At 42.0% G+C, this 21526-nt stretch carries 22 protein-coding genes; 4 read left to right on the top strand and 18 right to left on the bottom strand.

Translation table 11 applies throughout. The features are described from left to right. Positions 1 to 145 precede the first annotated feature (145 nt). The 3 genes from IPZ60_RS02645 to IPZ60_RS02635 form a co-directional block, all read right to left on the bottom strand. Positions 146 to 709 carry a porin family protein gene (locus IPZ60_RS02645; RefSeq protein WP_194196299.1) on the bottom strand — a complete coding sequence of 188 codons (564 nt, stop codon included), beginning with the start codon at positions 707 to 709 and terminating at the stop codon, positions 146 to 148. Positions 710 to 917: 208 nt separating this feature from the next. Continuing rightward, the gene (locus tag IPZ60_RS02640) at positions 918 to 1457 is read right to left on the bottom strand and encodes a porin family protein (protein WP_194196298.1); all 540 of its coding nucleotides are present in this window, start codon (positions 1455 to 1457) and stop codon (positions 918 to 920) included. 97 nt (positions 1458 to 1554) lie between these two features. Further along, on the bottom strand, positions 1555 to 2100 hold the full coding sequence (locus IPZ60_RS02635; protein WP_194196297.1) for a porin family protein: 546 nt from the start codon (positions 2098 to 2100) through the stop codon (positions 1555 to 1557). Between the two features lie 320 nt (positions 2101 to 2420). Between IPZ60_RS02635 and IPZ60_RS02630 the strand changes: the two genes are divergently transcribed. Both IPZ60_RS02630 and IPZ60_RS02625 read left to right on the top strand, forming a co-directional pair. After that, the gene (locus tag IPZ60_RS02630) at positions 2421 to 3653 is read left to right on the top strand and encodes an 8-amino-7-oxononanoate synthase (RefSeq protein ID WP_194196296.1); all 1233 of its coding nucleotides are present in this window, start codon (positions 2421 to 2423) and stop codon (positions 3651 to 3653) included. Between the two features lie 176 nt (positions 3654 to 3829). Beyond that, on the top strand, positions 3830 to 4639 hold the full coding sequence (locus IPZ60_RS02625) for a methyltransferase domain-containing protein (RefSeq protein ID WP_194196295.1): 810 nt from the start codon (positions 3830 to 3832) through the stop codon (positions 4637 to 4639). A 216-nt stretch (positions 4640 to 4855) separates the two neighbouring features. Here the strand turns inward: IPZ60_RS02625 and dnaK are convergent, their stop codons facing one another. Beyond that, on the bottom strand, positions 4856 to 6799 hold the full coding sequence (dnaK, locus tag IPZ60_RS02620) for a molecular chaperone DnaK (RefSeq protein ID WP_110922170.1): 1944 nt from the start codon (positions 6797 to 6799) through the stop codon (positions 4856 to 4858). 256 nt (positions 6800 to 7055) lie between these two features. Continuing rightward, positions 7056 to 7655, bottom strand: a complete 600-nt coding sequence (gene grpE / locus IPZ60_RS02615; RefSeq protein ID WP_194196294.1) for a nucleotide exchange factor GrpE — start codon at positions 7653 to 7655, stop codon at positions 7056 to 7058. 480 nt (positions 7656 to 8135) lie between these two features. On the opposite strand from grpE, the gene IPZ60_RS02610 reads away from it, so the two are divergent. After that, on the top strand, positions 8136 to 9368 hold the full coding sequence (locus IPZ60_RS02610; protein ID WP_227669181.1) for an alpha/beta hydrolase: 1233 nt from the start codon (positions 8136 to 8138) through the stop codon (positions 9366 to 9368). Here IPZ60_RS02610 and IPZ60_RS02605 read toward each other — a convergent pair. Together IPZ60_RS02605 and IPZ60_RS02600 are read right to left on the bottom strand one after the other, a co-directional pair. Then, positions 9353 to 10483 (bottom strand): metallophosphoesterase, encoded by a 1131-nt coding sequence (locus tag IPZ60_RS02605; protein WP_194196292.1) that lies wholly within the window; start codon positions 10481 to 10483, stop codon positions 9353 to 9355. The two genes, IPZ60_RS02610 and IPZ60_RS02605, sit on opposite strands and share 16 nt — an antisense overlap. Positions 10484 to 10523: 40 nt before the next feature. Beyond that, positions 10524 to 11498: a metallophosphoesterase gene (locus IPZ60_RS02600; RefSeq protein ID WP_227669180.1), complete on the bottom strand. Its 975-nt coding sequence runs from the start codon at positions 11496 to 11498 to the stop codon at positions 10524 to 10526. Positions 11499 to 11779: 281 nt separating this feature from the next. Here IPZ60_RS02600 and IPZ60_RS02595 point away from each other — a divergent pair, with 281 nt between their 5' ends. Then, entirely contained in the window at positions 11780 to 12253 is a 474-nt protein-coding gene (locus tag IPZ60_RS02595) for a hypothetical protein (protein ID WP_194196290.1), read from the top strand. A 45-nt stretch (positions 12254 to 12298) separates the two neighbouring features. Here the strand turns inward: IPZ60_RS02595 and IPZ60_RS02590 are convergent, their stop codons facing one another. The 11 genes from IPZ60_RS02590 to IPZ60_RS02540 form a co-directional block, all read right to left on the bottom strand. Next, positions 12299 to 12760, bottom strand: a complete 462-nt coding sequence (locus tag IPZ60_RS02590; protein ID WP_194196289.1) for a thiol-disulfide oxidoreductase DCC family protein — start codon at positions 12758 to 12760, stop codon at positions 12299 to 12301. A gap of 1 nt (position 12761) precedes the next feature. Continuing rightward, the gene (locus IPZ60_RS02585) at positions 12762 to 13631 is read right to left on the bottom strand and encodes a fatty acid desaturase (RefSeq protein ID WP_194196288.1); all 870 of its coding nucleotides are present in this window, start codon (positions 13629 to 13631) and stop codon (positions 12762 to 12764) included. A gap of 116 nt (positions 13632 to 13747) precedes the next feature. Beyond that, the gene (locus tag IPZ60_RS02580) at positions 13748 to 14203 is read right to left on the bottom strand and encodes a hypothetical protein (RefSeq protein WP_194196287.1); all 456 of its coding nucleotides are present in this window, start codon (positions 14201 to 14203) and stop codon (positions 13748 to 13750) included. Positions 14204 to 14287: 84 nt separating this feature from the next. After that, positions 14288 to 15259 (bottom strand): epimerase, encoded by a 972-nt coding sequence (locus tag IPZ60_RS02575; protein ID WP_194196286.1) that lies wholly within the window; start codon positions 15257 to 15259, stop codon positions 14288 to 14290. Positions 15260 to 15278: 19 nt separating this feature from the next. Further along, entirely contained in the window at positions 15279 to 15779 is a 501-nt protein-coding gene (locus IPZ60_RS02570) for a hypothetical protein (protein ID WP_194196285.1), read from the bottom strand. A gap of 112 nt (positions 15780 to 15891) precedes the next feature. Then, positions 15892 to 16353 (bottom strand): hypothetical protein, encoded by a 462-nt coding sequence (locus IPZ60_RS02565; protein ID WP_194196284.1) that lies wholly within the window; start codon positions 16351 to 16353, stop codon positions 15892 to 15894. A 106-nt stretch (positions 16354 to 16459) separates the two neighbouring features. Then, positions 16460 to 17413, bottom strand: coding sequence for a fatty acid desaturase (locus tag IPZ60_RS02560; RefSeq protein WP_194196283.1), 954 nt, complete (start codon positions 17411 to 17413; stop codon positions 16460 to 16462). 154 nt (positions 17414 to 17567) lie between these two features. After that, on the bottom strand, positions 17568 to 18086 hold the full coding sequence (locus tag IPZ60_RS02555) for a GbsR/MarR family transcriptional regulator (protein WP_194196282.1): 519 nt from the start codon (positions 18084 to 18086) through the stop codon (positions 17568 to 17570). Between the two features lie 167 nt (positions 18087 to 18253). Continuing rightward, positions 18254 to 18892 (bottom strand): L-threonylcarbamoyladenylate synthase, encoded by a 639-nt coding sequence (locus IPZ60_RS02550; protein ID WP_194196281.1) that lies wholly within the window; start codon positions 18890 to 18892, stop codon positions 18254 to 18256. 158 nt (positions 18893 to 19050) lie between these two features. Beyond that, complete coding sequence (gene dprA, locus IPZ60_RS02545; protein WP_194196280.1) at positions 19051 to 20289, bottom strand: DNA-processing protein DprA; 1239 nt, start codon at positions 20287 to 20289, stop codon at positions 19051 to 19053. A gap of 62 nt (positions 20290 to 20351) precedes the next feature. After that, positions 20352 to 21449 carry a LysM peptidoglycan-binding domain-containing protein gene (locus IPZ60_RS02540; RefSeq protein ID WP_227669179.1) on the bottom strand — a complete coding sequence of 366 codons (1098 nt, stop codon included), beginning with the start codon at positions 21447 to 21449 and terminating at the stop codon, positions 20352 to 20354. Positions 21450 to 21526: the final 77 nt, after the last annotated feature.

Raw genomic sequence — 21526 nt, 5'->3', positions numbered from 1 at the left:
ATGTAACACACTTTTAGTATTCATAACTTCTTAAAAATCATCAATCTATGATGTTCACAGCTTAATAAACATGAGAGAAGTTATAAAAATTTAACGCAAAAAAACGCACCCCAAAGGATGCGTTTTTTATTTCTTTGCAAGCCAATTAGAACTTAAAGTGCGCGCCTAAGCTGAAACCACCAACATCCAAATCGTCAACTTCAGGATAGATGTTATACATAGCTTCAAAAGAAGCCGTAGGAGTAAGGTTATAACCCAAACCTAAACCACCTGCAATACCAGTATCGGAAAAACTAGAGCTATCATTTTCGCTAGAATCTTCTTTATCTGTGTAATCCACATCAATTTCATTTTTTGCGATACCTAAACGACCTTTAGCATACAGTGCCGTATTAGGGAATGCATAATCATAAGTAGCATATATACCGTAAACATCTGCGCTGTACTCATTCTTCTCAAACTCATCTTCAAAAGAATCAGCATCAGTAGTAGTCAGATACTCAGCTTCTACACCGAACGCTGGCGTGAACTTGTAACCACCGTAAACGCCATAAGACACAGCATCATCAACACCGCTTGCATCAGGGCTATACTGACCCACTTTTACACCAGCGTAAGGCTGGCCTGCATAATTCATGGCAGCTTGAGCACTCACGCTCATTAAAGAACCAACTGATAATGCGATTAAAGCTTTTTGCAAAGTATTCATATATCTTCCTATTGAATGCAAATAAAATGCAGTCTAGATGGATTAATAGAGTATACATTTTAGATGAACTATTGTTGGATGCAGGATTCTAACAGAACCGTATTTTTAATGCACTATTTTTTGGTTATTATCATGCTGTTTTTATAGCAAGCAAAAAAACGCACCCAAAAGGATGCGTTTTTTATACATTGTACAGCTAGTCAAACATTTAGAACTTGATGTTTGCACCAACAGTCATAAGATCTGTATCGCTACCCAACACGTCATATTCTGCTTCTACGTTGAAGTTAGGGTTTACTGAATAACCAAGACCTACACCACCAGCCAGACTGGTATCATGATCTGAGAAATCAGATGCGCCTGCAAAATTAGTATTTGTAGCTTCTACCTCAGTTCTTGCTACACCAAGCTTACCTTTTGCATATAGACCAGTATCTGTGAACGCATGGCGATAAGTACCATAAGCACCATAAGATTCAGCATCGATATCACCACCACGGTAATCAGCATCATCTGAACCTACATATTCAGCTTCAAGACCAAAGTTAGGATCAAAGTTATAACCAGCATAAACACCATAAGCAGTTGGATCATCAGCATTATTGATATCTAAATCAAATTGACCGACTTTAGCACCAACATACGGCTGGCCAGTATAGCCATTACCATAAGAACCAGCAGCTTGTGCGCCCATGCTTAATAAAGAACCTGCTACTACTGCCATTAGAGTTTTTTGTAGAGTTTTCATTTTATTTCCTTAAAATTACATTTTTGATTGGTATATATTATCTGTATGAGGAAAACCCATCAGATAAGCCTTCAATAAAAAGGGTTATAAAAAATATTTAGAATTTTAATTGAGCACCGACGGTCAAGAGTTTGGCATCTACATCGCTGTCCATCATTGAATATTCAGCTTCGACACCAAAATTAGGATTGACTGAATAACCAAGACCTACACCACCAGCAATACCAGTATCACTGCTAGAGTTTGAGACTTTAACCAAACCGTTGGTGTAGTCACCATCCACTTCAGTCTTAGCCACACCTAGCTTACCTTTGGCGTACAAGCCAGTATTTGGGAACTGATAACGTGCGGTACCGTATGCGCCATAAGTTTTGGCATCGAGGTCACCGTTTCTATAATCAGCATCATCTGAGCCGACATATTCAGCTTCAACACCGAAAGTAGAATCGAAGTTGTAACCACCATAGACACCATAAGCAGTAGGATCATCTGCGTTATCAATATCTAAATCAAACTGACCGACTTTGGCACCGATATACGGTTGACCAGTGTAGCCGTTGCTATAGGACGTTGCGGCTTGTGCGCCCATGCTTAATAAAGAACCCGCTGCTAGCGTGATTAGAGTTTTTTGTAGAATTTTCATTATTAGCTCCTTAACATCCATTTAAACAAACAAGTTATCTATTTATTTATACTGGCTCTTATAGCCCTATCGTCTTGCTTGCTACGATGAATGTAATAGTAACAAACTATTTCAGACACTCTGTCAGTGTTTAATAGTATGAGAGTTAAGATTTGCAAGTTTTCATCAGCGAGTGGGTTACAAAGGCCAAGATATGAAACCTTTTGTTACAACCAGCCCATTTATGCAATAATCCCTACTCATTTCACGCTCTTCCTACTAAAAAACCAAGCTTAAAATGCCTTAAATACTGTCAAATAACAAAAATGAAGGAAGAAAGAATGACCAATCTCATCACTGATCGTCTACAAGTAGCGCTCGAAGACCTCAAAGCAAACCAACAATATCGCCAATTGCCAAACCTGCAACACAAGGGGCAATACGTCATGAGCGAGGGTAAAGCTTTGCTCAACATTGCGAGTAACGATTATCTTGGCTTGGGTGGTGATATCGAGTTACAGACTGAGTTTCTTAATCAAATAGAACAGCTACCCACTGCACAGACACCTAAAATGAGTGCCACTTCCTCACGGCTCCTCACAGGAAACGATATACAGTTGCAAGCATTAGAGTCTGAATTGCAAAGCTGGTATCAGAATGCTACCGACAAGCAGAACATATCTGCCTCAAAATCAGTGTTGGTATTAAACAGTGGCTATCATGCAAATCTTGGTATATTGCCAGCACTGACTGCCCTACCAGTCAAAACACTTATTTTGGCTGACAAGCTAGTACATGCGAGTATTATCGATGGGTTGCGTCTGAGCCAAAGCAAACTGGTCACCTATCGTCGTTACCGTCACAACGATTACGAGCATTTGGCCAGATTCATTGAGCAAGCAGATGAAACGGTTGAGCGCATCATTATTATCACTGAGAGTATTTTTAGTATGGATGGTGACCGCGCCGACTTACCTCAGCTGGTGCAATTAAAAGCAAATGACACTCGTATTGAGCTATATGTCGATGAAGCACATGCCGTCGGTGTTTTAGGTGAAACAGGATTGGGTCTAGCAGAAGAAACAAATACGTTGTCCGATATCGATTATTTGGTGGGGACATTTGGGAAAGCCTTCGCTTCAGTTGGCGCTTATATCATGTGTGATGAGGTCGTCAAACACTGGCTGATTAATACGATGCGCCCACTAATTTTTAGTACGGCATTACCACCTATCAATCATGCCTGGACACGCTTTATCTTAGCCAAAATGCCGCAGTTAACTGATCAACGTATGCATTTAGCGCAATTGTCTATCACACTTAGTCAGGCTATCGACCCACAACACCGTGTATCACCTACTGCTCAACATATCAGTTATGACTCTCCTATCATTCCTTATATATTGGGCGATAATGCGCGTGCGCTTACTAAAGCGAACCAGTTACAAACAGCAGGGTTCTACGCATTGCCTATTAGACCACCCACCGTTCCTGAAAACACTGCTCGTATTCGCTTAGTGATGAATGCCAAATTAACCCACGAAGACTGCGAACGGCTAATACAACAGTTATAATTCCATTATCTAGCAAGGACAATGGTCCTACTATAGTCGATTCAATTTAAAAGTAGTACAAGGCAACCGAACGTAGATGTATATTTAATACTTCAAGCGCGGTTAACGCAGTAATATTTTTATAGTGGAATGACTGTATCGATTGATAACTGGCTCAATTGGATGTAATACACTCTATGAAAACACTCGACACACCTGATGACCTCAGTGCTAGAAAGCAAACCATCGCTCGTCATTTTGCGAGTGCTGGTGACTATGACCAACATGCCAATATTCAGCAAACAGTCTGTCAGTATTTACTAGAAAACATTGCTCAGTCCAAGCAAAGCAGTGTGCTAGAAATGGGTGCAGGCACAGGTCAAATGACGCGCCTACTCGCTGAGCATATCCAAAGCCAGCACTGGGTCATTAATGAGTTATGTAGTGAGCAGGCTGCTACATTGCAATCCATACTACCAACTGCTGATATCGTCATTGGTGATGCTGAAACCATAGACTTAGAGTCAAATCATAGTTTGATTGTCAGTGCCAATGCGGTGCAGTGGTTTGATGATCCATTGAATTTTGTCACGCAGTCAGCACGCAGTCTACAAACTGGAGGGCAACTGGTCTTTAGTACCTTTACCCCAAATAACTTTTTGCAAATTAAGACGCTAACCGGTCAAGGGCTTTACTACCCAGATATCGATAAGTGGCAATCAGCATTGGTTGATGCAGGTTTTGAGAATATCGAACTCTCAACTCAGCGCTTTGATCTACCCTTCCCTACCCCCTACGCTATCCTAAAACATATGCAACTGACTGGCGTATCAACCAATCAGACACAAGTACAATCAGATAACACCCAGACCTTTATGTGGACAAAATCGCGTCTAAAACAATTTGAATCAGACTATTGGCAACACTTCTCAGCACAAGATGAAGCAGGACAGCCTTGTGTGAATTTAACGTATGAGGTGCTAACAGTGAGTGTGTTTAAAACTTAAACCCTCAACTTATATAGTCGGTGAAATACTAAACTGCTACGGCGTTACCCTCCTTAGATGTACTACTTGTACAATCTGCAGTCGGCTGCCTTGTACCCATTTTAGAGTTCTTTGACTATAGTAGAAGTAATGACAACTCGTAGAAATATTAGCCACAAAAAAAACGCATCCCGAAGGATGCGTTTTTTAATTTAACTAGTTAGTAGATTAGCAGTATTACTTTTTGTCTTCGTCTACTTCAGTAAACTCAGCATCAACAACGTCGTCATCGGCTTGGCTGCTATCTGCTGCACCGTCTGCACCTTGTTGGAACTGGCTTGGATCCATACCTTCTGCGCCAGCGCCTGCATCAGCATAGATCTTCTGGCTAACTGGTAAGAAAGCATTATCTAACGCTTCAAGCTTAGCTTTGATGTCATCATGATCATCTTCTTTCGCCGCGGCTTCAAGTTCAGTGATAGCAGTCTCAACTGAAGATTTTTCTTCATCAGATACTTTATCTGCTGCTTCTTTTAGTGCTTTTTGCACGGCATGAATGCGGCCATCTGCTTCATTACGTACTTGCGCTAGGTTAGCGAACTTCTCATCTTCAGCAGCATTGGCTTCTGCATCACGAACCATTTGTTCAACTTCTTCGTCCGACAAGCCAGAATCCGCTTTAATTTGGATGCTTTGTGCTTTACCAGTACCTTTGTCAGTTGCTGAGATGTTCATGATACCATCAGCATTGATGTCAAAAGTTACTTCGATTTGTGGCAGACCACGTGGTGCTGGTGGAATATCAGTCAAGTCAAAACGACCAAGCTGTTTGTTTTGGTTAGCGATTTTACGCTCACCTTGATACACCTGAATCGTTACTGCTGGTTGGTTGTCTTCAGCAGTTGAGAACACCTGTGACTTCTTAGTAGGAATCATCGTGTTTTTCTCGATAACTGGCGTCATTACACCACCCATCGTTTCGATACCTAGTGTCAGTGGCGTCACATCAAGTAGCAATACGTCAGTTTTGTCACCAGACAATACGGCACCTTGAATAGCTGCACCAGCGGCTACGGCTTCATCAGGGTTCACATCTTTACGTGGCTCTTGACCGAAGAATTCTTGTACTTTTTGCTGTACTAGTGGCATACGAGTCTGACCACCAACTAGAATAACGTCATCGATATCGCCGATTTTTAGACCAGCATCTTCAAGAGCAATCTTACAAGGACCCATAGTACGCTGTACTAGTTCTTCCGTTAGGCTTTCTAGTTTTGAGCGGCTGATAGTAACAACCAAATGCTTAGGACCACTGCTATCAGCAGTAATATAAGGCAGGTTCACTTCAGTGCTTTGAGCACTTGATAGCTCGATTTTTGCTTTTTCTGCGGCTTCTTTTAGACGCTGCATCGCAAGAGAGTCACCTTTTAGGTTAACGTCTTGGTCTTTTTTGAACTCGTCTACTAAAAAGTCAATCAATGCTGAGTCAAAGTCTTCGCCACCAAGGAAAGTATCACCGTTGGTTGCAAGTACTTCGAACTGCTGCTCGCCATCAACGTCAGCGATTTCAATGATTGATACGTCAAAAGTACCACCACCCAAGTCATATACAGCAACAGTGCTATCGCCTTGCTTCTTGTCCATACCATAAGCAAGAGCAGCAGCAGTTGGTTCGTTAATGATACGTTTTACATCAAGACCAGCGATTTTACCTGCATCTTTAGTTGCTTGACGTTGTGAGTCATTGAAGTAAGCAGGTACAGTTACAACCGCTTCAGTCACGCTCTCACCAAGATAATCTTCTGCTGTTTTTTTCATTTTTTTCAAGATTTCAGCAGAAACCTGTGGTGGCGCTAATTTTTTGCCGTTGATTTCTACCCATGCATCGCCGTTATCTGCTTTAGCGATTTTGTAAGGCACCATACCGATGTCTTTTTGCACGACTTTGTCATCAAAACGACGACCGATCAAACGCTTGATCGCAAACAAAGTGTTGTTTGGGTTCGTTACCGCTTGACGCTTAGCTGACTGACCAACGAGGATTTCGTCATCTTTGTAAGCGACGATCGATGGTGTAGTGCGAGTGCCTTCAGCATTTTCGATGACTTTAACTTTATCACCTTCCATTACTGCAACACATGAGTTCGTTGTACCTAGATCAATACCAATTACTTTACCCATAATCAAATGCTCCTAATTTATTTTCAATATAAATACTTATATGTTCAGACCATAGTCGGTCACTTGTTGCTATATATCGGTTTACTTATTAATTTTTTCAAGTCAGAAGCCACGCAAAAATTGCCTTTTATGTGACTTTTTGTGAAAACCCTTACTAATAATGAGGTTTAGCACAATTAAAGACTGATTGTTTGCTGATTATATAATCAAGTCATAACTTCAAACACTACTGCTTCAGACAATGTCAGCTTAAATACTATTGACCGACGCGTACCATTGCTGGGCGCAACAGACGACCATTCAAGCTATAGCCTTTTTGTAGTACGGTTCCCACGGTATCCGCTTCAGCATCTGCATCAATACCAACGGCTTCATGAAAATCAGCGTTAAACTTTTCGCCTTGTGGATCAACTGCTTCTACGCCGTTTTTGGTGAGTAGTGCTAATAGCGCTTTATGCGTCAATTGCACACCTTCAGCTACTGGATCGTTGGCGTTGGCATTTTCCATGGCACGCTCTAAGTTATCAACGATATCTAATAGCTCTTTAGCAAATTTTTGTAGAGCGAATTTTTTACTTTTATCAGCTTCTTGCTCCATGCGTTTTTGTGCATTGTAAGCTTCTGCATTAGCACGAGCAGTGGTTTCTTTGGCTTGCTTAACTTCGCCTTCTAACTCAGCGATGCGCGCTTTAAAAGTATCAAGATCGATATCGTTTTCGATAGTCATCTCTTCGCCTGAATTATTTTGTGGATCAAACTCTTTCATCGTTTCTTCTAGAATACTGTCAGTATGGCCGATGTTGTCATGCACCACAGTTTGCTCAGCAGATTCGTGGTTGGTATTTTTCTCGCTCATGATAGCTCCTTAGAATGTAATAATGACGATTCATATAGAACGCAATAGATAGGCTCATCGCCAGTCATACTGCTACCTTATTAGATACTTAAAACATTTTGCTCATTGTTTTTATTAATGCGCTTTACTAGCTGCTTGATAAAGGTGATGAGTATAAATTTCAAGCCTAAGAAGAGTATTTTTTTACTTTAATGCGAAGAATTTCTAACAACTGCTTTTAATAGCTATTTTATCACCTTGAGCCACAAACTATTGATAGTATGAGTAGTGACGCTGTAAACAACATTATATAAACAGCAATACCCGTATTCTGTTGTGTTACTACTAGTAATTCGAATATGAGTAACGTACAGCGACTTATGAGTACAACCCCTTATTGTTCAAATCATATTTTGACAGCGGTATTTTGATAAATGTACTTTAATAATGATGCGTTTAAGCCTGTACCAATCATCTAATTCAGTGAGGACCCTTATGCCCATGCTAACGTTACCTGTATCACGCTACCGTAGACACGCCTTGCACTATGCGTTAAAGAGCTTGGGCCACTTGCCAGCTCCATTATTAGAGCGACTGAACCGGTCTCTAAATTCGCCCACCATGGCACAGTATCCACATGCTGACGGGCATTTGCGCGCCATTATTGGTGCCAATAGAAAAATGAAGCGACCGTTAACCGTATCTCAGCTCACACAGATGCGCAAAAAGTTTGCTGTAGACGCGGTATCGATGCAATCGCCAGCCGTTTGGCAGACGCAACCAAATAGCACACGGGTGCAAGCTAAAAATCCGCAAGCTAAAAGCCTGCAAACTAAGAAAACAACTAGTCAGCAAGTAACTTGGCAAGACAAAACGATTGCTAATGCCGATGGCGAAGACATGCAGATATGCTGCTATGGGGCAGGGGAAAAGAGCAATCCTGATAAAGTTGTGATGCTATTTATTCATGGTGGTGGGTTTTGTATCGGTGATATTGATACGCATCATGAATTTTGCCATACAGTCTGCCAGCAAACTGGCTGGGCAGTTGCGAGTGTCGACTATCGATTGGCTCCTGAATATACTGCTCCAATGGCCCTCAGAGATTGTTTAGCCGCTTATTTATGGCTATCAGAACATTGTCATACGATGGGTGCGTTACCCTCTCGGATTGTTTTATCAGGAGACAGTGCAGGTGGATGCCTTGCAACACTAGTGGCACAGCAAGTGATTTCACCTGACGAGGCGCAATGGCAGCAATTGAAGATACATGGCGCAACTGATATGCAAACCATCCAGCGCTTGCCACAGCCATTGGCGCAGCTACCGCTTTATCCTGTGATCGATATTACCGCCGAACACCCTAGTTGGGCACTGTACGGTGACGGGCTGTTTTTAGATCACAATGATGCTGAAGTGTTTGACGCCGCTTATGTAGGGCATAGTACCATCCCGCCAGAGCATGGCTTTGTTTCGGTGGCACGTGGTGATAGCACTAACATGTGCCCAAGCTATATCGTGGCCGCAGAGCTTGATATTTTGCGCGATGAAGCGCTTGATTATGCCGAGCAGCTAAAAGCCAAAGGGTATCCGGTTAAAGTCCATACAGTACTGGGCGCACCGCATGGCTTTATTCATTTGATGAGCATTCATAGTGGTCTAAACCACGAGGTCAATCACATTATCAGTGATTTTGCTAAATGGGTACACACGCTTTGTCAGACTGCTGACTGAACGGTGATAAGCCATATCTCAGAGCGTGACCCCAATCGAAAAGGAATGCCCCAAAAGCCATAGCCTGATGACACCACAAAGTGCCCAAGCCCAATGGCCTCATAACCGTAACCCAGACGGTTGATGGCTCGCACAATAAAGTTGGCGGGAAATATTTGCCCATCATGTGTGTGACCTGATACCTGTAAATCAATAGGCAGCTTGCTATGTTCTATAATATCACTCGGTCTATGATCTAGCAGTATCACGGGCACAGTGGTATCTACTTGCGATAACAGCTCGGTGGTTGCGACTCGCTCACGCTTATGATTGTCAAAACGTCCAATCAACCAAACTGGTTGATCTTGATGATTAATACACAGCACATCATCATTCAATAAATGCACACCAGCACTGCGTAACGAGTCACTAATCGGTCGCTCATGGCCATATAAATCATGGTTGCCTAGTGTGGCATACGCACCTAAGGGCAATTGATCGCAAAGTTTGGTCAGGTTGGTCTGCATATCATATGCTGTATAGGCGTTCGTATTGTCATCCATGATATCGCCCGGCATCAACAACATATCAGCGCGCTGCTCAACAAGCAGACGACCTAATCTATCAATCGCACGATTCCCAAACAAGCGGCCCAAATGTAAATCACTGGCCACTGCAATACGTAATTGTCCCTGCATAGACTTATTGATATGAATGGTGCGCTTCCTTACCACTGGCACATAAGCGCTATGTAAGGCGTAAACAAACAGCCCAATGAATAAGACAAAGGCAAATGTGCGAAGGCCAAAAGCGATGGTTTCTGATTGACTGATTATACTGCCAAATACCATTGTGCTTAATAAATAACTGCCATACACCGCACCGGTAATTCCAGCAGTAAGTATTATAAAATGCATCACTAGCATCCAACCACTCACCCATCGGTAGCTATTTGCGAGCAGTTTGCTGACGCTTAGCAGCAGCAAACCATTACTGATTATAAAAACCGTTATCATGACCGCTGTTTGTAATGTGGAGGTTGTCCAATGCTGTAACCACCACTTTAGGCTTAATGCGGCGCCCAAGCTAAATAGTTGCAGCAAACCAATGATGACTGCAAAAAACACGTAGCGCATGGGCGTTCCTATTCTGTTTTATCTTATTATATAATTAAACTTATGACTTTGCTGCCTGCAACGTAATCATCCAAATCTCCGAACGTGTGCCTAATCTAAAAGGCACTGCTCCTATGCCATAACCTGACGTTACTAAAAACTGCGTACTCTCTATTGTTTTGGTACCATAGTTTAGCGGTGAGAACCAATTCATCAGTATCGTTAATGGAAAAATTTGCCCACCATGAGTATGCCCAGACAGATGTAAATCCACTGGCAACTCTTTTATCTCTTCCATCATAGAAGGACGATGCTCTAAAAACACCACAGGCTTATCAGTATCAACTTGAGTCAATAACTCATCCGCTGACAACCTAGTCTGGTCGACATCATCTGAACGCCCAACCAACCACACTGAATCATTGAGCAGCACACTCTCATTATCAAGCGCTTTGATTCCTGCTGCCTCAACCGCCTGAGCTATTGCTTCATCGTAACCTCTATAATCGTGATTACCTAAAGTAGCATAAACCCCAAGTGGCGCCTTCAGCTTTGATAAATGCTCATGCATGTTGGTATTGTCATAAGCGATCGTCGTGTCATGCATGATATCTCCTGCTATAACGACCACATCAGGGTTTTGTGCATCGACTAAAGCTACCAGTTTATCTATCTGGTGATTACCAAACCACCTACTCCAATGAGTATCAGATACTAAGGCTATGCTCATGGGCTTATTCATGGGCTTATCTGTCGTAACCGTCAAACGATGTACCACAGGCGAATACGCATTAAATACAGCCAAGCTTACAATAGACGCATAAGTCGTCAGCGCAAACACGCGTAACAATTTAGGGCGCGGCTGAAATTTTAACAACTTATTAAAAAAGAGTGCTAAGACAGCAGTGGCGACACCTGCATATAACATAAAGCCTTGTAAGATACCAATGACCAGATAAACGTTAAAACGCTCGCCCCAAAAGTCGCTGAGACCATAGATTAAAAAACCATTGTTAATGACAAAGACGGTAGACATCAGCGTAGTTTTTGCAATAGTTTTTCTTGGTTTGATAAACCACCAAAGCAGAATACAAGTCATGAAAGCAAGCAGTTGAGTCAAAATTATAAAGAACCACATAATAGCGTCTGATATATATAAAGATGACCCTATTTTACTTTAAATATTCTTTTTACTACATATATTAAATTTTTTTCATCAAAACTTCATACGCTTTACATCAAAGCTGATCAGCTTCGCTTGTACACTTAATGGTGAATGTTGAGCACATATGCTAAATAGAAAACAAAGGTGAAAAAATGAATAAGCGCTGGGGTTTTTGGACACTTTGGATTTGTATCAGTGCAATAGCAGGCTTTGTATGGGGTGTGGTATTAAACGGTAATTCTTGGTTATCTATAGCTGGTATGGTAGCAGGTGTTAGCTGCTTTATTGTCTTTTATACGTTACTTGATGATTTTGCACGTAAAAACCAGTGGCATCGTTTTATCACAGCACTACAGAAAGGCGTCTACGTAAAAGCAGGACTACAGATTTTGAATCTAGCCATGCCTATTTTTCCTTTTATATCACCAGAGATTTTGGCAGGGGTAGCTGCTAGCTATATCGTTGAACTTTTAGGGTTAGATTTTCACCGACCCTTCTTATCAAGCTTTGTCATGACGTTAATAACAGGCGCTTTATTATCATTATTCGTGGGTGTTATCAGCCTTATTGTTCTTTTGATATCAAATAAGAATGCACATACTATTACGACAAACGACATGCCATAAAACGGCTTGCAGTAGAGCCGTCTTATTGTTTTTGACACAACTGCCTCAGCGTTTATCTGGCGCTATTTTGCAGACGCCATTTTCACACGCTTGCGTGACTGCTGTGCCATATATCATCTTGGTCACCCAGTTTGGAATTCGATAGCGATTGCGAGCGACATACGGATAAGTGAAGTTGCCTAGTTGCTTGATCACTGGCAAAAACAACAACGGTGACCATTTAACGCCGCCTGTCTTATATAGCAGACGTACAGCATCCATATGTGTGTACCAATTGCCGTAACTGTCTTTCATACACATATACGTCATCGCATCCTCACGGCTGAATCCTGCGGCCGCCAGCTCATCTAGCCCCTCCTCTACAGAAACTAAGTGTATCTTCTCTGGTTGACGCTTTTTCATGTTATGCGCCTCGGTGCTGCATATCACACACGCATCATCGTAGTACATGGTAATGGATAAACTCGCTTGCTCTCGATAGCTGTTGATATGGTTTTGGATAATCATGTTAGGACTCCTTTATGAGTGATACCTCAGTATTAAGACTGTTAACTTTTTCGGTCATGTGTACTACTGGATACTTATTGACTGGTACTAAAAAGGGAATGACGGGCTGCTGCGTCCACTGCGGTGCGGCGGCATCTAAGCGCTTGGCTAGTATCGGTAAGTGATTGGTCGGCACTGCTGGGAACAGATGATGCTCGATGTGATAGAGCAAATTAAAGGTCAATAGATTAATCAGTGGATGACGCTCACTGCGGGCATATGCCACGTCATCACAACCATGATGTACACTCCATACAGCAAAGAACCCCACCATCGTATTGGCCAATATCATCACTAATACGTGATATATCAAAACTGGGTGCATCGTAATAAAAGCAGTGGCAATCACTGCGAAAATGAGGAACATATCACAGGCAACCAGAATGCGATTGCGGCGACTACCATGCGTCAAGCCAAACCACTGAATCGCAATTGAAAAAATCCCGCCACCTAATATTGCCTGATACCAAGGCAGGCGAGCCCAGTTACCCTCGACATCGCTATCGCCAAGCGGATCTCGATGATGGTTGAGATGTGTGTGCCGAATGGCATGCGTGCTACAGAGCATCGTGATACTAAGTAAAAACAGCATGAGCTCAGTAGCAAGCCTCCCTACTCCCAATGTTCGATGATAACAATCATGTGCTTGTCTCAGTGCAGCGGTAAAAAAGAAAAAAGTCGCCACAAGTGCAAGTAACCACCACCCTTGCCACGCGCTCCACCATGACAGCAATAGCAAAGGTAATGATAAAAAAATATTATAAACAGTCTCGCTCAGACTAAGCTGACGCAAATCTTGCCATTCAATATTGGCTAACGAAGGATGACGCATGATGTTCTCCTTACTTAGTGATAAGCAGTAGCTGTCTTACTGGCGCGACCACTTAATTTAATTGGCTTAGTATTATTTATTTTATTTCTGTCAAAAGTGAAACGCGTAGATAAATTTTATTTATGTTTAGGTAGTGCGATAAGACCAGTGGCTATCGCGCTTGCGCCACCAATACAGCAAACTAGCATGATATTTACTACGGAATCTATCGAATCCGACTTTAACATAAACCAAACTATACATAGAAACGTGCTCATAAAACCAACAGTAAATAAGGGCAGTACCTTTCTCATAGAATCAAAATAAATCTCAAGTTTGTATGCGCTATAGCCAGTCAATAATGCAGGCAACAAACCCAAAGGGAAACCAAAAACCGCACCAACTGCTAGTATTTTTATAAAGTCTGATATTTCTTGCAGAGAAGTACTTCCCTCAATTACAGAAAATACAATTATAAAAGAAGTAGCAATTAGACCTCCTATCGCACCACCTAAGAGCCCATAGATGCCTATTACTTTACCTTTCGGATAATTGGAGACACTAACTGTAACGCTGCTCTCAATGTTGCTCATAAACACCTCTATGTAGGTTTCACATGAAACTTAAAGCTTAGATATGGAATAGCTATGTTTCACATGAAACAGCTACCTAGTCATTTATGACTTCTGCTCTGCTAATGCTTGCTTGAGCGTTGGCTGCTGGAACTCATAACCTGCGTCCTGCAATGCTTGTGGTAATACTTTTTGACCATCTATCAATAGTGTCGACATCTCACCAAACATCAACTTGAGTAAAAAATTAGGCAAGGTAAAAAAGGTCGGACGATGCAGCCATGCTCCAAGCGTTTTGGTAAAAGTATGATTACTTACTGGGTTTGGCGACGTTAAGTTATACACAAACGCTGGCGTATCGTTTTCCGTTGCCGTTTTTAATAGATTACCCTGTGTAGCCTGACTTTGCGTATAACTAGCAAGATGCTGCTCAATGATAAATATCGCTGCGCCTACCCAATCTTCACGACTGATCCAGCTCATGATCTGCTGACCATTACCCAACTGACCACCGACACCCATTTTAAATGGTGTCAAAAGCTTACCAACCATTCCGCCCTCAGGATGAATAACTACACCAGTTCGCACGATAGCCACAGGTACACCATATTCTGTTGCTGTCAAAGCTAGCTGTTCCCATTGTTCACATAACTGATGTGAAAAGTCGGTCTCAAAACCACTGCTTTCGGTTAATGGCTTATCACCTTGCGTGCCGTACCAGCCAATCGCTGAACCACTGACTAGCAGCTTCGGTTTGATAGTGGTGCGAGCAATAAATGCCAGTATTGATTCGGTCGGTTTGATGCGACTGGCGAGCAACTGCTCTTTGCGCTCATCGCTCCAACGCGAGTCGGCAATACCTGCGCCTGCTAGGTTTAAAATAATATCAAAGGTATTTTCTGTTTTTGATAGCTCATCATAAGTCATCATTTCAATATTATTGGGATGTGCTTGGCTATCATCACGTGTCAGCCAAGTGACGTGTATATTTCTATTATCCTGTTGATAACGCTGTTGAATCTCCTCGCTGAACGCACTACCCAAAAACCCTGAACCACCACTGATTAGAATATTCATACCTTACTCCCTATGTATATTATTTTTCAGTAAAACGTAACCCGTTATAGTTATCGTCTTCTTTTTTAGCCGTTATATCAAAACGACTTTTACATACTTTTGGCAAAGCAATGCAGCTAGCAATCGCTGAATTGATAGCACCAAACATCCCTATAGCAAACATAAATGCCAATAGCACGCCAATCTCTATCAATGAATTTATGCCTAAGTATAAAACGATTGCGCCCATATAACATGCTGATGTTACGAACCCAACTAAAAATGTTGTGCGTAGACTCTTATAATCACCGCGCCATATCTGTTGACTAGCGACAATCATGCCCGTTAATAAAGCAGGGATAAAACCCAGTAATCCAACATAGAGTAATGGCTGATAACCTATTTGAGCAAAATTAGCATCCCTAAATATGAATAACAAGAACAGCTGTGCTACCAGCCCACCAACCAAGCTACCAACCCCTGCAAACAGAACAACCACTTGTACATAAGGGTACGCACCTAACTCATTATTCGTTTTCATTCTATTTATCCCATTAACATTCATCGTTAATTTAGTATAAATATGGCGTTGGCAAAGCCCATGAAATTACTGTGGAGAATTGATGATTAATTATGTAACTTATCTTTGTGAATCATGCCTTTGGTAAGACAAATAACCCTGTGAAATATCCACTAGAACTTCCGATAAAGGCAGCAAAGATACAAGCAGTAAGTGAGAAAGGTATGTCGTTAAAGACCATGAATAACAAAGTACAGATAACCGTCGATACTGTACCGATGATAGCTGAATACGATAAACCTTTATAATTGCGGTATAGCTTCAAACTCGCGACTAAACAACCAGTCAATGCTGCAGGGATCAGATCTATCATGAAACCAAAGAATGCACAGATAGGTACTGCTAATACAGCTAGCACTATTGATCTAACGATATTCTGCAAGACATCACTTTGCAAGACAGCTTCTAAGACCATCAGCATAGCTATTATTAATCCTATTAAGCTGCCACCAATGGCTCCACCAAAGAATAAATAGGATGCTATGACATTGGCTTTTGAATAATTTTCATGACCTTTGTTAGAACCTGAACTCATGACGATATCCTTAGAGACAGTTTTTTAGCTATTTTTTCAGTCGATTAATCCAAACTTTCAACATATTCTTTCAATGTAGGTAAGGCTGACGTGCCTATCCATTCTATTAAGCAAAACGCTTACGAATAGGACATTCACTATCATTACTATTTTGATCTTTGTCTTTTAACTTACTCGCATAATGATTTATAAATTCCATTATAGTAGCCATATTTGGTAATACATGTGCTTTGGTCAGGTGTGGCACTGCCGTATCCAAACGCTTGGCAAGCTCAGGTAAATGGTTGGATGGCACAGCAGGGAATAGATGATGCTCTACGTGATAAAGCAAATTAAAGGTCAGTAAGTTGACCAAAGGATTGCGCTCAGTTCGGGCGATTGTCTCATCACAATCATGATGCACGCCCCACACGGCGATGATGCCGACACTGGCATTGGCCAACATCATCGTCAGTAGGTGATATATCAACACTTGCGCCAACGTTGAAATAGCAGGAACAGCTACAGGAAGCACAGTCAATACCAGTGCAGTGATAATAACAAGGAAAATCAAGCCAAACTCTAACCAAGCAATACGTTGATTACGATGGCTGCTGAGACGCAGTCCTTGGCGATAAATATCCAATCGATAAGTTATCCCGCCAAGCAGCGCTTGCCACCATGAACCTTTTGCCAAACGGCCTTCGATATCACTGTCACCCAATGGATTGCGGTGATGTTCCATATGGGTGGCTCGGATACTATGCAAACTGGTCATCAATAGTACGCTAAGCAATAATAGTATGCCGGTAACGGTACGTTTGCTCGCACCCAAGCTATGGTGATAACCGTCGTGCGCTTGGCGAAAAGCGGCAGCGAAAAATAAATAAGAAGCGCCACATGCCATCACATACCAAGACTGGCTGGCGAACCACCAAGACAGCAATAAAAACGGATAAGGCAAAATGAGGTTATAAGCAATTTGAGCGCGCGTTAGTTGGCGCAAATCCTGCCACTCAACTGAAGCCATTGTATTTTTAATGGCTGGCTCTTTATTAGCGTGTGTCTTATTTGCATTCATTTTACACGTCCATTTGTCGTTGCTGTTTCTTGCTGCTATTTTTACCGAAACTAGTATTACTCAAACTTGGCTATTCTTTATACTTATTACATAAGTTTCTGTTTAAACAGAAATTATTAATCAAATTTTTTATTTTAGATAACACATATGACTATCAACGTAGGATTTTTTTAATACTCGCACCCAGTTTAAGGACTTTTTTGAGAATACTGGTAGGTAGCTTGAGCATCTCAGCTGACCACGTAGTAAGCGTACTAACAAACTCTTGGGTGTCACGGATGCGCGCTTTTACGTCGCTGTTTTCGTGTTCGAATTCAGGACTGTCCATCAGCTCTTGTAAGAATTGTACCGTTGGCTCTAACTCGCGCTTTTGTCGTTCAACCACAATAATGCGTGCTAACTCCCAAACGTCGGTATTGGTCGTGAAATGATCGCGACGATCACCCAATATGGAGACTTTTTGTACCAAGCCCCAATGCTGCAACTCTTTGATACTGTTTGAGACGTTAGAGCGAGCAACACCAAGTGTGTCGGTAATTTCTTCAGCATTTAGCGGCTTACCGATGATGAATAACAATGCATGAATCTGTGACATAGTGCGATTGACGCCCCACTGCGAGCCCATTTCACCCCAATGTAAGATAAATTTTTCGGTCACAGGATTTAGTTTCATAATAGCTATTCACTTATTTTTTTGCGATATGGCTTATTTCTTGGTTACTCTACTTCTTAACTTATCTTGCGCCATTCTTTTATTTCTGTCAATAGTGAAATATAAAAACAATACTTATTATTTATATGATGTCACTTGTCTTATTACGACTAAAGGACTGCTACTCTTTAACGAATAACTAAGCCAGTGATTGCATCGCGAATTTGACTAGGCAAGGTATAGCCCAGCGTTTCAGCTTGTAAGTAACTGATGTGCTCGCCAAAATAGGCATAAGCATCATCGAAGGACATGGCCGGCTGCTGTCCTGATGGATTGCAGCTAGTAGAGACCAATAGCCCAAATGGATTGTGTGCGCTGACCAACTGCTGGCACAACTGACGAATAATAGGATGAGCAATGACTCTTACTGCTATCGTCTGATGCTGGCCGGTAATCCAAGTTGGTATAGCTGTAGCCAGTGCCTGAGGAATAGGCAATAACCAAGTATGCGCTTGCTTATATTGCAAACCATCATCGTTATTATAGCCACTATCTATCTGCCAACTCTTTAGAATAGGGTCACGCTGTTCATCTGTTAAAGACGATAGCAAAGGAACCAAACGCTCTACACTGTCTGTAATGACAATCATGCCTTTGGATTGTGGACGCTGCTTAATATCTAGAATACGTTGAACAGCTTGTTGATTATAAGCATCACAACCAATGCCCCACACGCTCTCGGTAGGATACGCGAGCAACTGTCCTTCTTTGAGGCTATGAGCTGCTTGTGAGATAGAATCGGTGATAAAAGGTGTAAGAGGATTCATGGCTAAAATGGTTTAGACTAGTAAAAGATTAGGTGCTAATCATAACACAGGAGAAAGTTTGGCTCAGACAACAAATTTCAAAAGCTGCCATTTTTTTACTATGTTAAATGAGTTAGAGACTGGAAAATAGAAACGTTTAAAGTTAGATAAGTGTAGCGTTAGACGCGTAAATATCGTCCACCTTGCACACTAATAACACCCAGTAATTCAAGTTCCATTAGCTGCCCAATCAATTGCGGTGGTGCAAGCGCGGTTGCTACGATAAGCGCGTCTAAATCCTGTCCATGCCAATCCAGCTGCTCATAAACAGGCATCAAATGCTCAGGTACTACGATAGCGCTAGGAGGAGTTTTGATGTTAGAGGGTGACGAAGTAACATGGCTAGATGCTACTTCACTTCTATCCGCACCTATCATTTTTTGGGATGAGTTGTCATTCGATTGCGATACAATTGTTGTTTTATAAGAACCACGGTCATAGTTCAACTGACCGCTGACATCTTCTAAGACTTGCTGAGGATGATAAATCAAAGTGGCGCCTTCACGTATCAAGTGATGACAGCCCTCGGCATTGCTATTGTCAATATGACTTGGAATCGCAAAGACTTGCTTGCCTTGCTCAGAGGTAAGGCGTGCAGTAATAAGTGAACCACTTTGGATGGTAGCTTCTGTCACGATAGTCGCCAGCCCAAGTCCAGCGACCAAACGGTTACGACGTGGAAAAGTATGTTTGTGCGGCTGAGTATGAGGCAATAGCTCACTGATAATGCAGCCACCTTGATCGATAATCTGAGCGAACAACTTATCATGATGGTTGGGATAATTAACATCAATACCCGTACCCATCACCCCAATTGTTCGACCTTGGTATTCAGCGTCCGCTTGAGCCAATGCTCCTAAATGCGCTCGTTTGTCCACACCCATGGCTAGACCACTGGTAATGATGTAGCCTGCCTGTGCCAAATATTGAGCGATATCAAAGGTGATCTTCTGTGCATGTGCGGTGGGTTTTCGGCTACCGACGATAGCGATTTGTGCTTGATGCAGACGTGCATGATTGCCACGATAAAATAATAATGGCGGTGGATCATAGATTTGTAAAAGTTGGGCGGGATAGTCGGATTCATCAGCAAATAGTAGACCATAGCGTCCCTCTATAAGAGCTTGCTGAATTTTATCGATATTGGTGAGTGTTTGCTCTGGCTGTTCATGACGTTTGAGATGAGTATGGTGAATACCCAATTGCCGCCATGCTTCTACTTTGGCTTGCCAAGCAAGTTCTGCATTTCCAAAAGAAGTAAGTAGCTTATGATAAGCAGATAATGACGCATTCACCTCGTACCACAGCGCCAGTACAGCGCGCTGATCGTCTGTTAAAGAAGAAGTGACTGCTGTCATAGTCCTTTATCTCTTATAGGTGGATTTGGAATGGTTAGCCTTCCAATAATCCTGTTACTTCCTTATAAATAAGGCGGTGGTAGTAACTGGTCACCGACATTAAGCGGTAGCTCAGAACTAAGCACATAAGCATAGCTAATATGGTCAAAAGTATTAAAGACCATTACCATACCAGTTTGTTCATTTGGCAAACGTACAGGAGTATCTTCATCTTTGATATCGCGTACCAAAGCACCTTTTTGATAGACCGTCAGGACATCACCAGGCTTAGCACCTTCGGTACTACCTAGATTAATAGCGACCACACTACCCTTCGCGGCTGAACTGATTGAGTCCATCACACGTACAATCATACCACCACGACTGGTACTAGCAGGCGTTGGGTAGAACACAGGTGGAATAGAGTTATTCAATTCAACAAATACGCGATCACCTTCACGTACTTCTTTGCCATAACTGTCGGTAAGCTGCAAGCTAGTAACACCATTGGTTTCGGTAGATGTGACCAAACCCGTTGCCACTTGCGTAACTTCTAAGCCAATAATGTTTTTTGTCGTGGGATCAGTATATAACTCGCCTTCACGATAGATACCGTAGCGCTGTCCGACAATAAGCGGCACACCTTTAGCATATATCTTGTCACCAGTTGCAGTGATTAAGTTACCTTTTTTAGAGGCCAGTATATAAGGAGTCGTATTAAAATCTTGTGGATTAACAATGACTGTTTTATCTAGCCAATGTTGAATAGCAGACCGAGGAATAGAAGGAATACTGTTGGCAGTTGACGTAACCGTTACCTTATTAGCAACCACGTTGCCTGTAAGTTGCTTTTCAACCCCAGCACAACCTTCACCTGTATCCACACCAATGAGCGTCTGACCTTTAATCACACACAAGATAAGAATGTCATTAGGATAGATAAGATTGGGGTTTTTGATTTGCTTATTGGTCGCCCAAATCTCTTTCCAGCGCCATGGACTGTCCAGATAGCGCCCTGAGATATCCCATAACGTATCACCTTTTTTAACAGTGTAGCGGTTGGGTGCATCTGCTTTAAGAGTGGGTGGTGGATTGTTAGCGTGGGCAGTGCTCATCAGCATCGCACTGCTAAATGTCGTCAGTAACAGTGCTTTTGCTATCTTGTTTAAGCTCATCTTCATTGTTATATCCACAATATGTACCGCTATTATCGCCATTAAAATCGCACTTAAGTCTATTTTTCTAGAAGCTCTTTGTT

This window comes from Psychrobacter sp. NG25, from assembly GCF_015234355.1.
Taxonomy (GTDB): Bacteria; Pseudomonadota; Gammaproteobacteria; order Pseudomonadales; family Moraxellaceae; genus Psychrobacter.
This window is presented reverse-complemented; position numbering and strand designations above follow the sequence as displayed.